12 protein-coding genes are annotated in these 14399 nt (G+C 72.6%); 6 read left to right on the forward strand and 6 right to left on the reverse strand.

The features are described 5' to 3' along the window. The 5 genes from VGO20_RS04045 to VGO20_RS04065 form a co-directional block, all read right to left on the reverse strand. The coding region (locus VGO20_RS04045; RefSeq protein ID WP_473964853.1) for a VOC family protein at positions 1-215 on the reverse strand (215 nt) is incomplete at its 3' end. 63 nt (positions 216-278) lie between these two features. Beyond that, on the reverse strand, positions 279-968 hold the full coding sequence (locus tag VGO20_RS04050) for a helix-turn-helix transcriptional regulator (RefSeq protein ID WP_327501009.1): 690 nt from the start codon (positions 966-968) through the stop codon (positions 279-281). A gap of 37 nt (positions 969-1005) precedes the next feature. Beyond that, positions 1006-2400 carry an efflux transporter outer membrane subunit gene (locus tag VGO20_RS04055; protein WP_327501010.1) on the reverse strand — a complete coding sequence of 465 codons (1395 nt, stop codon included), beginning with the start codon at positions 2398-2400 and terminating at the stop codon, positions 1006-1008. Between the two features lie 23 nt (positions 2401-2423). Beyond that, on the reverse strand, positions 2424-5573 hold the full coding sequence (locus tag VGO20_RS04060; protein WP_327501011.1) for an efflux RND transporter permease subunit: 3150 nt from the start codon (positions 5571-5573) through the stop codon (positions 2424-2426). A 9-nt stretch (positions 5574-5582) separates the two neighbouring features. Beyond that, on the reverse strand, positions 5583-6743 hold the full coding sequence (locus tag VGO20_RS04065; RefSeq protein ID WP_327501012.1) for an efflux RND transporter periplasmic adaptor subunit: 1161 nt from the start codon (positions 6741-6743) through the stop codon (positions 5583-5585). A gap of 326 nt (positions 6744-7069) precedes the next feature. On the opposite strand from VGO20_RS04065, the gene VGO20_RS04070 reads away from it, so the two are divergent. The 5 genes from VGO20_RS04070 (at position 7070) to VGO20_RS04090 (ending at position 12015) form a co-directional block, all read left to right on the forward strand. After that, positions 7070-8530: an ATPase domain-containing protein gene (locus VGO20_RS04070; RefSeq protein ID WP_327501013.1), complete on the forward strand. Its 1461-nt coding sequence runs from the start codon at positions 7070-7072 to the stop codon at positions 8528-8530. 11 nt (positions 8531-8541) lie between these two features. Continuing rightward, positions 8542-8907, forward strand: coding sequence for a response regulator (locus VGO20_RS04075; RefSeq protein WP_327501014.1), 366 nt, complete (start codon positions 8542-8544; stop codon positions 8905-8907). Positions 8908-8970: 63 nt separating this feature from the next. After that, positions 8971-9579, forward strand: a complete 609-nt coding sequence (locus VGO20_RS04080) for a sigma-70 family RNA polymerase sigma factor (protein ID WP_327501015.1) — start codon at positions 8971-8973, stop codon at positions 9577-9579. Next, complete coding sequence (locus VGO20_RS04085) at positions 9576-10241, forward strand: cupin domain-containing protein (protein WP_327501016.1); 666 nt, start codon at positions 9576-9578, stop codon at positions 10239-10241. The genes VGO20_RS04080 and VGO20_RS04085 overlap by 4 nt, the downstream gene beginning before the upstream one ends. A gap of 91 nt (positions 10242-10332) precedes the next feature. Next, positions 10333-12015: a putative bifunctional diguanylate cyclase/phosphodiesterase gene (locus VGO20_RS04090; RefSeq protein WP_327501017.1), complete on the forward strand. Its 1683-nt coding sequence runs from the start codon at positions 10333-10335 to the stop codon at positions 12013-12015. Positions 12016-12049: 34 nt separating this feature from the next. Here the strand turns inward: VGO20_RS04090 and phaR are convergent, their stop codons facing one another. Then, on the reverse strand, positions 12050-12655 hold the full coding sequence (gene phaR, locus VGO20_RS04095; RefSeq protein ID WP_327501018.1) for a polyhydroxyalkanoate synthesis repressor PhaR: 606 nt from the start codon (positions 12653-12655) through the stop codon (positions 12050-12052). 357 nt (positions 12656-13012) lie between these two features. On the opposite strand from phaR, the gene VGO20_RS04100 reads away from it, so the two are divergent. Continuing rightward, positions 13013-14269 (forward strand): alpha/beta fold hydrolase, encoded by a 1257-nt coding sequence (locus tag VGO20_RS04100; protein ID WP_327501019.1) that lies wholly within the window; start codon positions 13013-13015, stop codon positions 14267-14269. The last annotated feature ends 130 nt before the right edge of the window (positions 14270-14399 follow it).

The raw sequence follows: 14399 nt of genomic DNA on the forward strand, positions 1-14399 counted from the left end.
CCGACCATGAAGGCGAGTTCGAAGCCTTCCTTGGACACGGCATCGGGCGAGGTGCGCGACAGGAGCCCCAGCATGAAGCCCGTCCCCAGGTCGAAGGCGACGTAGTCCGGTACGGCGAACACGGGCTCGCGCCCGAGGAGCCTGGAATAGAAGGCGGCGCTTTGCGTCGGGTTTTCCACGTAGAGGATCAGCAGGTTCGGCATTCGATGGTCCATGGTCCGTCTCCCTTGTTGCCGGACCAGCCTAGGCGGCGCTGCTGCCAGAAAGCGGCAGCAGCCTCACATCTCCGCGCCGTGCCCGTCCTTGCGGCGCCATTCCTTCAGGAGTGCGGCGCGGCGCCGCGGGTAGCGTTCGCCGGTCTCGGAGAGTTCGATCAGGCGGTCGGTCCGGAAATGACGGAAATCCTGCCTCGCTTCGCACCAGGCGGCGAGAAGGCGCGTCCGGTCGAAGAAGGCGAGGGCGAAGGGCCAGACGACGCGCTCCGACACGGCGGCGTTGGCGTCGCCGTAGACGATCCGCAGCTTCCGCTCCCTTCGGATCGCCTTGCGGACGGCCGCGAGGTCGATGCTCTCCGCCGTCGGCGGGCGGGGCCCGACGAGGAGGGTGCTGCCCTCCAGGTCGTCGCGCAGGTCGTCCGGCAGCACGGCGGCGATCTTGGCCAGCGCGTCCAGCGCCGCCGCCGACAGGGCATGGTCGGGTTGCTTCGCCACCCAGCGCGACCCGAGCACGATCGCCTGGATCTCCTCGTCCGTGAACATCAGCGGCGGCAGCACGAAGCCCGGGCGCAGCACGTAGCCCAGTCCGGCCTCGCCGTCGACCGGCGCGCCCATGCCCTGCAGCGTCGCCACGTCCCGGTAGATCGTGCGCAGGCTGACGCCCAGTTCGCCCGCCAGCGTCCGGCCGCTCACCGGAAGGCGGTGACGGCGGAGAACCTGGATCAGGTCGAGCAGGCGTTGGGATCGTCCCATGCGGATGGCTCCGTCTCCAGTTCCCGCCGGCCGCCGCTCACCACCCGCCGCCGAGCGCGCGGTAGAGGCTCACCGCCGCGTTGAGGCGGGCGAGGCGCGTCTGCTCCAGCGTGTCCTCCTGCTGGAACAGGGTACGCTGCGTCTCCAGCACGGTCAGGAAGCTGACCACGCCCGCGCGGTAGCGCGCCTCCGCCAGCTCGTAGGCGCGGCGGGCGGCTGCGGCGGCGGCGCGCTGGGCCTCCTCGGTCGCGGCTAGGAACTCGATCGCGGCCAGGGCGTCCTCGACGTCGCGGAACGCCGCGAGCACCGCTCCGCGATAGGCTTGCACCAGTTCGGCCCGGCGCGCCTCGCTGAAGTCGCGCTGGCCCGCCAGGCGGCCGGCGTCGAAGACCGGCGCGACCAGGCCGGAGGCGAGGTTGGCCAGCAGGCCGGCGGGGGAGAAGAGCTCGGACAGGGCGTCGCTCGCGAAGCCGGTGCTGCCGGTCAGCCGGATCGAGGGCAGCATCGCCGCGCGCGCGGCGCCGACATCGGCGCTCGCGGCCGCCAGCGCCGCCTCCCTGCTGCGCAGGTCCGGCCGGCGCTCGAGCAGGTCGGCGGGCAGGTCGGCGGCGACGCGCGGCAGCTCGACGGTGGCGAGCGTCGAGGCCTCGATCCGCAGGTCGCCCGGAGGCCGGCCCAGCAGGGTGGCGAGCGCGTTCCGGGTCTCCGCGCGCCGCTGTTCGAGCTGCGGCAGCGTGGCGCGCAGCGCCGCGACGGCGGCGCGCTGCTGGGCCAGCTCGAGCGCCGAGGCGACGCCCAGCGCCTCCTGCTGCTCCACCAGCGCCAGGACGCGCTCGGCCGTGGCGAGGATGCGGCGGGTCCGCTCGATGCGGTCGCCCAGCGACAGGTACTGGAAATAGGCCGTCGCGACCTCCGCCGACAGGCTGAGCGCCACCGCCTCGCGGTCGTACTCGCTGGCGATCCGCTCGGCCAGGGCGGCTTCGGCGCCGAGGCGGTTGCGTCCCCAGAGATCGACCTCGTAGCTCGCGTCGAAGGTGCCGCGGAAGCTGTCGGTCGTCCGGTTGCCGCCCTCGCCGCGCCAGCTCCGCGATCCCGACCCGGCCCCCTCGACGCTCGGGTAGAGGTCGGCGCCGGCGACGCGGACCAGGGCGGACGCCTGGGCGATGCGGTACGCGGCGGCCGCCAGGTCCGGGTTGGCGCCGTACGCCGCGGCGACGAGGCGGCTCAGCTCCCGCGAGCCGAAGCTGTCCCACCAGTCGGCGCCTTCGGCCGCGGCGGGCCCCGGCTGCCCGGCCGGGCGGCTCCAGTTGGCCGGGACCGGGACGTCGGGCCGCTCGGCCGCCGGCAGCGCGGCGCAGCCGGCGAGCAGGAGCGCGAGCAGGAGTCCGGGCAGGGCCGCGGGGACGCGCGGGCGGGACGGCTGCCGGGCCATGGGGAGGCTTCCCTGCGCAGGGGTCATTCGGCCGCCGCCGCCCGTGGGCCGTCGGGCGGATCGTTGGCGATCCGCGGGCGCCCTTCGGCCTCGCCGAGCTCGCGGTCGAGCCGGCGTTCCTCGGCCGCGCGCGGCTTCGACAGCCCGGCGAGCAGCAGGAAGGCGACCGGGGTCAGGAACAGGGTGAACAGCGTCGAGATGCCGAGGCCGCCGACGACGATCCAGCCGAGCGCCTCGCGCGCCTCGGCCCCGGCCCCGCTGGCGAGCACGAGCGGCAGGCCGCCGAGCACGGTCGAGATCATCGTCATCAGCACCGGCCGCAGGCGGACCAGGGCCGCCTCGCGGATCGCGTCGTGCACCCGGTATCCCTCATCGCGGAGCTGGTTGGCGAACTCGACGATCAGGATGCCGTTCTTCGCCATCAGCCCGACCAGCATCACGAGGCCGATCTGGCTGTAGATGTTGAGCGAGCCGCCCGAGAGCCAGATCGCCAGCACGGCCGCGGCCAGCCCGAACGGCACCGTCAGCACGATGACCACGGCGCTGACGAAGCTCTCGAACTGGGCGGCCAGCACCAGCAGGACGACCAGGATCGCGAAGGCGAAGGTCCAGGCCATGCTGCCCGACGTCTCCTCCAGCGTCGCCGCCTCGCCTGTCAGCAGCAGGCCGATGTCGGGCGGAAGGACCTCGTCGGCGAGCGCCCTGACGTCCTCGACCGCCTGGCCCATCGCGTAGCCGTCGGCCAAGCCGGCGGTCACCGGCATGGCCCGCAGCTGAGCCTCGCGCTCCAGCTCGGAGGCCACCGCGACTTCCTCCAGGGTCACCAGCGAGGACAGCGGGAGCACCCGGCCGTCGTTCGTCGTCACGTACAGGTTCTCGATGTCGCCGGGATCGTCGACGGTCCCGGCCGGCGCCTCGAGGAGAATCGGGATGATGTCGCTTCCGGCGCGCAGCTCGGCGACGTCGCGGCTGCCCATCATGATCTGCAGGGTCGCGGAGATGTCGGCCACCGCGATGCCGAGGTCGGCCGCCCGCTCGCGGTCGATGCGGACCGAGATCTGGGGCTGGGTCGTCTCGTAGCCGAGGCGGGGCGAGTCCAGTTGCGGCAGCCTCTCCTGCATCGCCACGATCAGCTCTTCCGCCGCCTGCTGGAGCCGGCCGTAGTCCGATCCCGTCAGCGCGAACTGCAGGCCGGAACCGCCGCCCCGGATGCCCAGGCTGTTGCCGCCGAAGATCATGACCCGGGCGCCGGGCATGGCCGAGAACTGGTCCGTCAACTCGCGCACGATCTCCTGCTGGCTGCGCGCGCGCTCATGCCAGGGGGCCAGCGTGACGATGAAGAAGCCGGAATTCGCCGAACCGCCCGAGCCCGCGATCGCGAAGGAGCGCACGGCCTCGCCGGAGGCCAGGAGCGGGGCCACGATCTCCTCGATCTCCAGCATCTGGCGGTTGGTGTAGTCGAGGTTGACCCCTTCGGGCGCCGAGACGCGGATCAGGACCGAGCCGCGGTCCTCCGCCGGCGTCAGCTCCTGGGGCAGGCTGCGCAAGGTGCCGGCGGCCAGGACGGCGAAGCCGACGGCCAGCGCCAGCGCCACCAGCGGCGCCCCCAGCGCCGCGTCGAGCAGCACGCGGTACAGCCGCTGGCCGACCCCCTCCCGCGCGGGCTCGCCCGGCCCCGCCGCGTGGCCCCCGGTTCCGCCGCCGACGAGGCGCGAAGCCAGCATCGGGCACAGCGTCAGGGCGACGAAGGAGGAGAGCAGGACCGCGACCGCCAGGACGTATCCGAATTCCGTGAACAGCCGGCCCGCCGTGCCCGGCAGGAACGAGATCGGGACGAACACCGACGCCAGCGTCGCCGTCGTGGCGATGACGGCGAAGAAGACCTGGCGGGTTCCGAGCACGGCGGCCGCGCGCGGCCCGATGCCCTCGGCGCGGCGCCGCTCGATGTTCTCGAGCACGACGATGGCGTCGTCGACCACCATGCCCGTCGCCAGAACCAGCGCCAGCAGGGTCAGGATGTTGATCGAGAAGCCGGCCAGCCAGATCGCGGCGACGGTCCCGATCAGCGCCACCGGCACCGTGACGGCGGGGATCAGGGTCGTGCGCCAGGACCGCAGGAAGGCGAAGATGATCGCGACGACGATCGCGGTCGAGAGCAGCAGCGTCAGCGCCACCTCGCGCACCGACCCCTCGATGAAGGTCGCGTCGTCGGAGGTGACGACGATCCGGACGTCGTCGGGCAGCGTGCGTTCGAGCGTCGCGACCGCGGCGCGCACGTCCGCGGAGATCGACAGCGTGTTGGACTGGGCCTGGCGGATGATGCCGAGCCCGACGCCGTTGCGCCCGTCGAAGCGGATGGAGGATTGCGGGACCGCCGGTCCCGAGATCACGGTCGCTATGTCGGAAAGGCGCGTGGTCGGGCCGATGGCGAGCCGTGCCACCTCCTCGGCCGAGGTCACCCGCGCGTCGGCGCGCAGGATCAGTTCCTGGTTGCGCGTCGACAGCGTGCCCGCCGGGGCGTCGGACGCCGCGTCGCGCAGCGCGTCGCGGACGTCGGTCGCGGAGATCCCGCGGCTCGCCAGCGCCACCGGGTCGACGACGACGCGGATCACCTGCTGGCGCAGGCCGTAGGTCTGCACGTCCGCCACGCCCCCGACCGCGGCGATCCGGTCCACGACCTGCTCCTCGACGAGGTCCGTCAGGTCCTCGATCGGGCGCGTGGCGGAGGTGACGGCGAGGCGCATCACCGCCTGGGCGTCGGCGTCGGCCTTGACGACGATCGGGTCCTCGGCGTCCTCGGGCAGCCGGCCGGCGATCCGGGCGACGGCGTCGCGGACGTCGTTCGCCGCGGCCTGCAGGTCGATGGACGGGTCGAACTGGATCCTGACCCGGCTCTCGCCGTAGCTGCTCGACGAGGAGATCGACGTGGCCCCCGGCACGCGCGCGGCCGCCCCCTCGACGACGCTGGTGACCTGGACGTCCATGGTTTCCGGCGCCGCCCCGGCGTAGTCCGTGCGGACCGTGATCACCGGCCGGTCCACGTTGGGCAGCTCGCGGACCTCGACGCCCAGGATCGCCGCGGCGCCGGCGACGACGATCAGCAGGCTGAGGACGATCGCGAGGACGGGGCGGCGGACGCACAGGGAGGCGATGTCGCTGGACGGTGTCTGCATCTCGGCGCCTCAGCTGCTCGGGCGGGCGGCCCGCCCTGCATCGGCTCCGGCATCGGCCCCGGCATCGGCCCCGGCTGGCGGACCCGCCCCCGGGCGGGCCGCGCCCGCGGGCGCCACGGCCGCGCCGTCGCGCATCCTCTGCACGCCCTCGACGACGACGCGCTCGCCCGCGGCAAGGTCGCCCTCGACCAGGGTCGTCCCGTCATGGCGCTCGATGATCGTCACCGGAACCCTCCCGGCCGTGCCATCCGACACCCTCCACACGAACGAGCCCCTATTGTCCCACTGTATCGCCAGTTCGGGAACCGCCGGGTACTCCAGCCCCGCGAATTCCAGCGTCACCGCGAACGCCATGCCGGGACGCAGGCGGTCGTCGGGGTTGGGTATCCTGGCCCGGACCGTCAACGTACGCGTCGCGGCGCCGACCCGGCTGTCCACGGCATGGACCACGCCGCCGAAGCGCTCGTTCGCGAAGGCGGCCGTGGTGGCGGCGACGGGCTGGCCCGGCGCGATCCGGCCGGCGTAGCGTTCGGGAAGCTCGAAGGTCACGAGGACCGAGGAGCGGTCGTCCAGCGTCGTCAGGGGCGAGGACGCGGTCACCTGGGCGCCGATCTCGGCATCGGTCAGGCCGACCACGCCGGCGAACGGCGCCCGCACGACGCGGCGGGTCAGCGCCAGCTCGGCGGCGGCGAGCCGGTTGCGCGCCGTCACGAGCGCCGAGCGCGCGGTGTCGAGCTCGATCGCGGAAGCCGCACCCGAGGGGCGGAGCTGCTCGAAACGGTCCAGCGAGCGCTCGGCGTTGGCCAGCTCGCTGCGGGCCAGGTCCACGGCGAGGCGCTGGTCCTCCTCGTCGAGGCGCACCAGCACGGAGCCGGCCTCGACCCGGTCGCCCGGGGAGAACAGGATCTCCCGCACGGTGCCGGCGGCCTCGGGATGCAGCGTGACCGCCTGCACCGCCTGCCCGGTCCCGACCGCGCGGATGCGGGTCTCGGCCGTTCCGGCCGCCACGGGCGCCAGGACCACGGGCGCGGGGCCGCCCCCGCCGCGCCCGGGCGCGACCGCGCCCGCCGCGCCGACGGTCGGGTCCTCGGACCCGGGCCAGGCGAACCAGGCCGCCGTCCCGGCCAGGGCCAGGACGGCGATCACGACGATCTGCTTCAGGACGGTCATCCCCGTTTCCTGCGTACCCCATGCCGGGCCCCGCGCCGGAGGCCGGTCGGAACCATCATATGAGCCGTCCTCGTCTTCCGGGCGAGGCCCGGTCCGCCATTCTTTCAGACGGTTGCCGGAAAAGCCTCGGAAACCAACTGTTTTCTACATATCTGGAGGAGCCGGCCGGCGCGTTCGAACCCGGTCCGCGTCCGCCGCGGAAGAAGTAGAACCGCGGAAAGTGCCGATAGCATGGCCGCGAGGCCGGTCCGGCGGCGGATGGCGTGGATGTTTGACAAGTGCCCGCCTTCGGCGGACCTTACGACCGGAGCTTCGGAGACTTGGGCATGGTGGACGCGTTGGAGCGGGTTACGACGGGGATCGAAGGGCTCGACCTGATCCTGGGGGGAGGTTTCGTCCGCGGCGGTGCCTACGTCATCCAGGGGCGTCCCGGCACGGGCAAGACGATCCTCACCAACCAGGTCTGCTTCCATCACGTGCGCCGGGGCGGGCGGGTCCTCTACGTCACCCTGCTGGCCGAGAGCCACACCCACATGTTCCAGAACCTCGGCACGCTGGAGTATTTCGACAGGAGCGCCATCGGCGACGGCGTCTACTACGTGAATGCCAACCGGGCGCTGTCGGAGGATGGGCTCGACGGCCTGATCGGGCTGCTGCGGGCCGAAATGAAGCGCCAGCGCGCCTCGCTCCTGGTGCTGGACGGCCTGCTGAACGTCCGCGAGACCGCGGACTCCGACATCGACCTGAAGCGCTGCCTGCAGGCACTCCAGGGCCAGGCCGAGTTCGTGGGCTGCACCCTCCTGATGCTGACGAGCGCGGGCCTGGACGAGGTCAGCCCGGAACACACCATGGTAGACGGCATCATCGGGCTGACCGACGAACTGATGGGGGCGCGGGCGGTCCGGCGCCTGCAGATCCGCAAGCTGCGCGGCAGCGCGCATCTGCGCGGCCTCCACCAGTTCGACATCACCAGGCGCGGCGTCGTCGTCTTCGCGCGGCTGGAAGCGCAGTACGCGCAGCCGTCCCGCGACGACGCGGCCGACGTCGAAAGGGCGTCGATCGGCAGCGGGCGCCTGGACGCGATGCTGGGCGGCGGGCTTCCGGCGCGCTCGGCCACCCTGCTGCTCGGCGCGTCCGGCACCGGCAAGACGACTCTCGGGCTCCAGTTCCTCGGATGCTCGACGCCGGAGGCGCCGGGGCTGCATTTCGGGTTCTACGAGACGCCGGCACGCCTCGCGCTGAAGGCGGCGTCGGTCGGCGTCGACCTGGACCGCCTGACGCGGTCCGGCGCGCTCGACGTGCTCTGGTTCCCGCCGACCGAGAACCTGCTCGACGAGCTCGGGCACCGCCTGCTCGACGCGGTGGAGCGGCGCGGCGCGCGGCGCGTGTTCCTCGACGGGGTCGGCGGCCTCGAGCGCGCGGCGGCCGATCCGGCGCGGCTGATGACCTTCACCACGGCGCTGCTGAACGAACTGCGGACCCGCGGCGTGACGATGCTCGCGTCGTGGGAGACGCCGCGGCTCTTCGGCGGGGCGGTCGACGCCCCGGTCCCGGAGATCTCCAGCATCGTCGAGAACCTGCTTCTGCTCCGGTTCGCGGAGGTCCGGGCGCGGGTCCACCGTTTGCTGGCGATCCTGAAGGTCCGCGACAGCGGCTACGATCCGCGCCTGATGGAGTTCACGATCGGCGCCGGGGGCGTCGAGGTCTCCGACACCGGCGAGAGCGCGGAGGCCTTGCTGTCGGGTTATGCCAACCTGCCGGGACCGTCCGACCCGGCACCACGGTAGCAGGCGTCGTCATGAAGGTGGCCCTGGTGGTAGACGATGAGCCGCTGGTGGCGATGATGGTCGCCAGCGCCCTCGACGACGCGGGATTCTCGGTGATCGAGGCCTATGACGGCCGCCATGCGCTCGAGATCCTGGGCACCACGAGGATCGACGTCGTGGTGACGGACTACATGATGCCGCGGCTCAACGGCCTCGACCTGGCGCTGGAGATCCGGGCGCGCCAGGGGCGCGACGCCATCCCGGTGGTGCTGACCAGCGCCGTCCCGGGCGACGTCGTCCTGCGTCATCCCGGCGTCTTCGCCGCGTTCTTCCAGAAGCCCTACGATCTCGACGAGGTGACGGCCACGCTGAACGCCCTCCTCGACGCCAGGGCCTGACCGGACGGACATGGCCGCGCGTTCCGGCTGGCCTCCGGGCCGTCGCAGTGGTAGGTAGCGGGGGTGGACGAGGGTTCGGGGCTCGAAGGCATGGCGGCGCCCGGCGGCGAAGAGAATACGGCCCCGGCAGGCGGTGGCCTGGAGGGATTGATCGCGGCGGTCGCGCGCGACCGGGACCGCGCCGCGTTCACCGAACTCTTCCGGTACTTCGCGCCCAGGGTCGAAGCCTACTGCCTGCGCCTCGGCGCCTCGCGGCAGGTCGCCGAGGAGACCGTCCAGGAGGCCATGCTGGCGGTCTGGCGGCGGGCCCACCAGTTCGACCCGGCCATAGCACCGGCGGCAGCCTGGGTCTTCGCGATCGCCCGCAACGGCTTCATCGACCGCATCCGCCGCGAGGCGCGGCCGGAGCCGGACCCCGAGGACCCACTGTTCCGGCGGCCGCCGCAGGGCACGCCGGAGGAGGCGGCCGTCGAGGAGCAGAGCCGCCGCTTCCTCCTGTCCGCGATCGAAACCCTGCCGCCGGACCAATCCGAAATCCTGCGGCTGTCGTATTTCGAATGGAGGAGCCACTCGGAGGTGGCCGAAGTCCTCGGCATACCCCTGGGGACTGTCAAGACACGTATCCGCCTCGCCCTGACCAGGCTGAGACGAACGATCGGAGAGACGGCGTGACCGCGCTGCCCACCCATCACCCCGACCCCGACATGCTGCTGGGCTATGCCGGAGGCGGTCTGCGCGAGGCCAAGGCGGCGTTCGTCGCGACCCATCTCGCCTTCTGCCCGGCCTGCCGGTCCGTCGTCGCCGGCTTCGAGGCCCATTGCGGGCGCCTGCTGGAGGCGCTGCCCGAGGCCGGGACCGGGACCGGGACCGGGACCGGCGGGGGAGGCGGGGCGGGCGGCTCGCGGCTGGACGCGATGCTGGACCGGGTGCTCGCCCTGCTGGACGAGGCGGCGCCGGAGCCGGCCCCGGCCGGTCCCGCCCCGGCGGGGGACGTGCCGCTGCCGCTTCGCGGCTGGCGCGGCTTCCCGTGCGGCGAGCGGGCCTGGAACTGGATCGCGCCCGGCGTTGCCCTGTCCGAATGGACGGTCGAGGCCGCCGGGACCCGCGCCTGCCTGCTGCGCATGGAACCGGGCGCCCCCGTGCCGGCGCACCGCCACACGGCGGAGGAACTGCTGCTCGTCCTGACCGGTTCCTTCGTGGACGAGTACGGCACCTACGGGCTCGGCGACGTCGCGGCCTATCGGGGCGGAACCGAGCACCACGCCGCCGGGGGGCCGGACGCGACCTGCGTCTGTCTGTTCATGCTCGACGGCGATATCGTATTCCTGGGTTGAGCACCTCTTTCTGGCGGGTTAAGGATCCGTAAAGATTATTGGTACTCAACTGTCGGGTACCTTTTCGGATTCCGGACGGGCAGCGCCGTGCATGACGGTTGAACCGAGCGACGTGACACGGATCTCCGCGATTCTGGCCGCGGCGGGCGATGTCGGCTACGAATGGAACCTCGTGACCGACGCCGTCGCCTGGGTCGGAGATTGCGCCGCCCTGTTCGGGCCGGGCCGCCACCGGGTGGCGAGCGGCGACGGCTTCAACGGCCGCATCAACGCGGAGGACCTGCCGGGGCGCCTGAAGGCGCTCGACCGGTACTACCGCACGCGCGAGCCCTACGACCTCGAATACCGGGTCCGCCGGCCCGACGGCTCGTTCTGCTGGGTGCACGACCGGGCGCAGGCGGAGTTCTCGCACGACGGCAGGCCGCTGCTGCTGCGCGGCGTCCTGCGCCGCATCGACCGGCGCAAGGCCTACGAGACGCGGCTGGAGCTGTCCGCCAATTTCGACGACCTGACCGGCCAGTTCAACCGGGCGCGGCTGCGCGACGCCCTCCAGCAGAGCATCACCCACGCGATGCGCTATTCCGGGACGGGCGGCTTCCTGCTCATCGACGTCGACCGGCTGGGCGAGGTCAACGACGCCTACGGCTACGCCACCGCCGATGCGGTGATCGTCGCGGCGGCCCAGCGGATCGAGAGGGCGGTGGGCGCCAGCGACACGGTCGGGCGCATCGGCGGCGACGTGTTCGGCGTCACCCTCGACCAGTGCGGCGAGAAGGAGCTGGACGCGGTCGCCAACGCCCTGGTGGCCCAGTTCCGCGACGAGCCCCTGCGCACGTCCCTCGGGCCGGTGCCGGTGACCGTGTCGATCGGCGGCGTCTCCTACCCCGAATACGTGAAGACCCCGACCGAGGCGATCGGCAAGGCCGAGGCCGCGCTCGCGGAGGCGAAGCGTCTCGGCCAGAACCGGTTCGTGCGCTACCGCATGAGCGAGGCCGAGCAGGCCGACCACCGGCGCATGCTGAAGGTCGGCGAGAGCGTGAAGAGGGCGCTCAAGCGCGACGAGCTCGTGCTCGCCTACCAGCCGGTCGTGGACGCCGGCACGGCTGGCGTGCGCTTCCACGAATGCCTGCTCAGGATCGTGCGGTCGGACGGCGGGCTCGCGAGCGCCGGAGAGTTCATCCCGGTGGCCGAGCGCCTGGGCATGACCCGGCTGATCGACCGGCGGGTGCTGGAGATGGTGGTCGAGGAGCTGGCGCGCACACCCGACATCACGCTCGCCATGAACATCTCGGGCATCACCGCGACCGACCGGGCCTGGCTGCGCACCCTGGTGGCCCTGCTGCGGGACGCGCCCGCGGTCGCCCGCCGGCTCGTCATCGAGATCACCGAGACGGCGGCGATCCAGGACCTGGAGGAGACGGCCCGCTTCGTCGCCAGCGCGCGCGACCTCGGCTGCAAGGTCGCGCTCGACGATTTCGGCGCCGGCTACATCTCGTTCCGGCACCTGAAGTCGCTGACGGTGGACATCGTCAAGATCGACGGCTCCTTCGTGCGCGGCCTGCCGGCCCGGCCGGACAACCTCGTCTTCATCCGCAGCCTGATCTCGCTGGCCCAGAGCTTCGGGCTGGAGACCGTCGCCGAATGCGTGGAGGACGCTGCCGACGCGGCCCTGCTGCGCCGGGAGGGCATCACGATGCTCCAGGGCTGGCATTTCGGCCGCCCGACCACCCATCGTCCCTGGCTGCCGATGCCGCTCGCCGAGCTGGCGGAGTAGGCTCCGGCGCCCGGAGCCTCACTCGGAGCCAGCCTCACTCGCCCTTGGACTTGCTGATGGTCACGAGCTGGCGTTGCAGCTCCTCGAGCTTGCGCTGCATCTCCTCCAGCGCGCGGTCGTTGTCGGCGCGCGGGCGCATCGCCTCGGGCTGGCCGGCTTCGCCGGGCCTGCCCTCCGGGGAGAGGGGGGCGAACATGCGCATCGCGCGCTCGAACATCGCGAGGTTCTGCTTGCCCACCTCCTCGAGCGTGCCGAAGGGGAACATGCCGCCGAAGGCGTTCTGGAAGTAGTCGCGCATCTGGTCCTGGTTGCGCGAAAATGACTGCATGCTGTACTCGAGGTAGCGCGGAACCACCCACTGCATGCTGTCGCCGTAAAAGCCGATGAGTTGGCGCAGGAAGCTGATCGGCAGCAGGTTCTGGCCTTTGCTCTCCTCCTCGACGATGATCTGGGTCAGCACGGAGCGCGTGATGTCCTCGCCCGTCTTCGCGTCGTAGACGACGAAGTCCTGCCCGTTCTTCACCATCTGGCACAGGTGGTCCAGCGTGACGTAGCTGCTGGTCGCAGTGTTGTAGAGGCGCCGGTTGGCATACTTCTTGATCGTGATCGGAGCGGCCTTGGCGTCGTCTTTCTCGGGCATCTGCGCTGCTTTCAACACGGTGGCTGCGTCGCGAGTATTTTCGGCACATTAGGAGTACGCGAAGCGCCATCCGCTATGCAAGCATTCTGCCGCAGCCAACGGTTTCGGCGGCCGGTTCCGGAACTGGCCAGACACCCGCGGACGCTCCTATAGTAGTACCCATGGCCGAACAGACCTCTTCCGAACCGCCCTCGATCGAGGAGCTCGCCCGCCGGTGCGTGGACCTCTGGCAGGACCAGTGGGCGGCGACGGCGGCCGATCCGGAAGCGGCCGAGGCGTTCGCCCGCCTGTTCCGGCTGATGGGCAGCGGCACGGGCGCGGCGGAGGCTTTCCTGCGAGCCGTAACGGAGCATGCCGATGAAGGGCACCCCCCCGGGGCGGGAACCCGATCCCGGCCCGCCGCGCCGACTGGGGCCGAGGCCGCTGGCGCTTCATCTCGCGGCGTCGCTGACGCCGTTGCTGAGCTCTCCGGCCGGGTTGGCGCTCTTGAGCAGCGGCTGGCCGAACTGGAGTCCGGCGCTCCGGGACCGCGCGGCGGACCTCGCGCGCGAGGTGGCCGCGGCCGCGCCGGCAGCACTCCGGGAGGCGGTCGACCGTGAGATGCGCCGGCGGGCCGACGCCGTCCTGACCGGCGTCGAGCGCTACCGCCGCCATCCCTACCGCCGCGACCTGCCGGACCCGCCGGCCGCATGGAACGAGGGCGGGTCGCGGCTGCTGGACCATGCGTCCGGAGGCGGGGCGGTGACCGCCCTGTTCGTGCCGTCGCTGGTCAACCGGCACTACGTGCTCGACCTCTCCGCCGAGCGCAGCCTGATGCGCTGGCTCGCGGCCCGGGGAGTGCGCCCGCTGCTGCTGGACTGGGGCCGGCCCGGGCCGGCCGAGCGCGGCTTCGGGCTGACGGACTACGTGGCCGGGCGCCTGGAGGCGGCGGTGACGGCCGCCGCCGGGATCGCCGGCGGCCCGGTCGCGGTCGTCGGCTACTGCATGGGCGGCCTGCTCGCCGCGGCACTGGCCGGGCGCCGGCCCGACCTGGTCCGGGGCCTCGGCCTGCTGGCCGTGCCCTGGGACTTCCATGCCGCCGACGCGTCGGCAGCCCGCCGGGCGGCGGCGATGCTGGAACCCCTGGAGCCGGCGCTCGCGGCCTGGGGCGAGATGCCGGTCGACTGGCTGCAGGCCATGTTCGCCGCCGTCGACCCGATGCTCGCCGCGCGCAAGTTCGCGCGGTTCGCGGAGCTGGATCCGGACGGGGCGCAGGCCCGCGCCTTCGTGGCGCTCGAGGACTGGCTCAACGACGGCGTGCCGCTCGCCGCACCCGTCGCCCGCGAGTGCATCGCCGGCTGGTACGGGCGCAACGAGCCCGGCCGCGGGTGCTGGCGGGTCGCCGGCCGCGCGGTCGAGCCGGCCCGGCTCGCGATGCCGGCACTGGCGGTGATCCCCGGGCGCGACCGCATCGTCCCGCCGGGCTCGGCCAGGGCGCTGGCCGCCGCGGTGCCGGGCGCGCAGGCGCTGGAGCCGCCGCTCGGCCATATCGGCCTCGTCGTTTCGGGCGAGGCCGAGCGGCTGGTCTGGGAGCCGCTGCTGGACTGGCTGCGCAGCCTACCTCCTTCGGGGTAGGCTGCGCCCCGCGCGGGCGGACGGGGCGGAAAACCGCCGTTTCGCGTGTTGCGCGACCTTCGGGGCGCGGCTAGGGTTGAAGCACCCAGACGAAGCCCACGAGATATGGCCGCCCCGGCTCGCGCGAGCG

Origin of the sequence: Arenibaculum sp. (assembly GCF_035998295.1) — a bacterium.
Classification (GTDB): domain Bacteria; phylum Pseudomonadota; class Alphaproteobacteria; order Azospirillales; family Azospirillaceae; genus DASYHS01.